Annotated in this window: 2 protein-coding genes; both read right to left on the bottom strand. The window is 71.3% G+C overall.

What is annotated here, in order from left to right; genetic code table 11:
* The coding region (locus Vau01_RS62905; RefSeq protein WP_204015432.1) for a DDE-type integrase/transposase/recombinase at nt 1-795 on the bottom strand (795 nt) is incomplete at its 3' end.
* Between the two features lie 89 nt (nt 796-884).
* Nucleotides 885-1,241, bottom strand: a complete 357-nt coding sequence (locus Vau01_RS62900; RefSeq protein WP_204015429.1) for a hypothetical protein — start codon at nt 1,239-1,241, stop codon at nt 885-887.
* Nucleotides 1,242-1,657: the final 416 nt, after the last annotated feature.

The following is a 1,657-nucleotide window of genomic DNA, read 5'->3' as shown; positions in this document are numbered from 1 at the left end:
GAACCGCTCGATCTTCCCGCGCCCTTCGGGCTGCCCGGGCCGGGAGTGCACCAGTCGCACGCCCAGCGACGCGCAGGCGCGTATCAGTTGCTTGTCCACGAACGCCGACCCGTTGTCGACATAGATGCTGGCGGGGATGCCGCGGGCGGCGATACCGGTGCGCAGCGCCGCTTCCAGCCGCACGGTGTCCTCGCGGCGGGCCCATCGGTAACCGGTCAGCAGCCGTGAATGGTCGTCGAGGAACGCGAACAGGATCGCCTTGCGCCCGTTCACGGTCGGGCCGTGCAGGGCGTCGCCGGTCCAGCGTGCGTTCGGCTCGTCGGCCTCGAACCGGCCGAAGGTCTGCGGCGCCCTCCCGTCCGGCCGGGTCGTCAGCTCCAGACGCGCGAAGTGGCGTTGCAGCGTCCGCTCATCCGGTGACCACCCGGAATGGGCGCGCAGGATCGCCGCGACCTGCACCGCGGTCCGGGCCGGGACCTCCTTCTTCAACGCCACCGCCAGCTCGAGGACCTCGACCGGAGTCCGCGGCCCGACCCGCCTCGGCTCGGGCACGAGGGCGTCGAACCCGCCGCGGCGCCAGGCCCGGATCCACCGGTCGATCGAGGCCCGGGATACCCGCACCGGCCGCCCGAACGGTCCCTCGTGGTCGCGCTGGGCCAGGACACGCACGAGCCGACCCCGCTGCTTCGTCGACAGCCGCCGGTCAGCGGCCTCGCGGATCAACGCATACCGGAACAGGCCCACGGCACGGGCCCGCTCGGCCCGCACCCGTTCCTCGTCATGGCTGAACGCCACCCTGCTTCTCCCTCACGTCTGGAGTGAATGTCCACGAGTCGCGAGAGTCGTTGATCAAACAGCCCGACCCAAGGGCCAACTCGTGTTGATCAACTTGTTGATCGACTCGGCGGAGACGCGTGCAACAGGAGGCGGCCGTTCGTGACCGCAGCAGCGAGCTGCCACGGCGGCACCGCGCCCACCACGCCAAGACGGCGCCGCGCCGCGGCGGCGCACACACCGATCGCCTCTACCGCGTCAGCAGACACGCTCGGACGGGCCGCCAGCGCAGCGGTCAGCGGATCGAGTTCCACCAACAACGCCGTGAACACCGCCCGCACCGCCTCGGCGTTGCGGGCGAACGCACGCAGCCAGCCGCGGACCGTCGAGGCCGGCCGCTGCAACCGCACGGCGATCGGCCGGTGCCCGGCGCCGGCGGCCTTCGCGCGCAGCGCCCGGCCGATCACATCGACACCATCGGCACGCCGCAACAGGCACGACACCGCCAGCAACACATGCGTCACCGAGCACGAGCCGCACCGGCCGCGACGCGGTCGAAGCCCGCCAACGCCCCGGACACGCCGCGCGCGGGCGTGCCCCCACGGAGCAAGACCGCCACCGCACGGACACACCAACTCGCCACCGCGAAGACGCCGTTCGACCTCGACCACATCGCTACCTACCATGACCACGGGTGCCTCCATGCACCAAGGAACGGCCCTCCCCTCCGGCCAAGGAGCGGGGAGGGCCGTTGCGCTCAACAAACGTGATCAGGTTGTCGTCGCACACCAACAAAGGGCCACCCGCAGGAAGCCCCTGTGACCATCATCGCCGGGAACGTCGCCACCCGGCACCGCCGTCGTCATGCAGAACGTCGCTCAAC

This window comes from Virgisporangium aurantiacum (genome assembly GCF_016863635.1).
GTDB lineage: Bacteria > Actinomycetota > Actinomycetes > Mycobacteriales > Micromonosporaceae > Virgisporangium > Virgisporangium aurantiacum.
The sequence above is the reverse complement of the archived record's forward strand: the minus strand, read 5'-3'. Positions and strand labels throughout refer to the sequence as shown.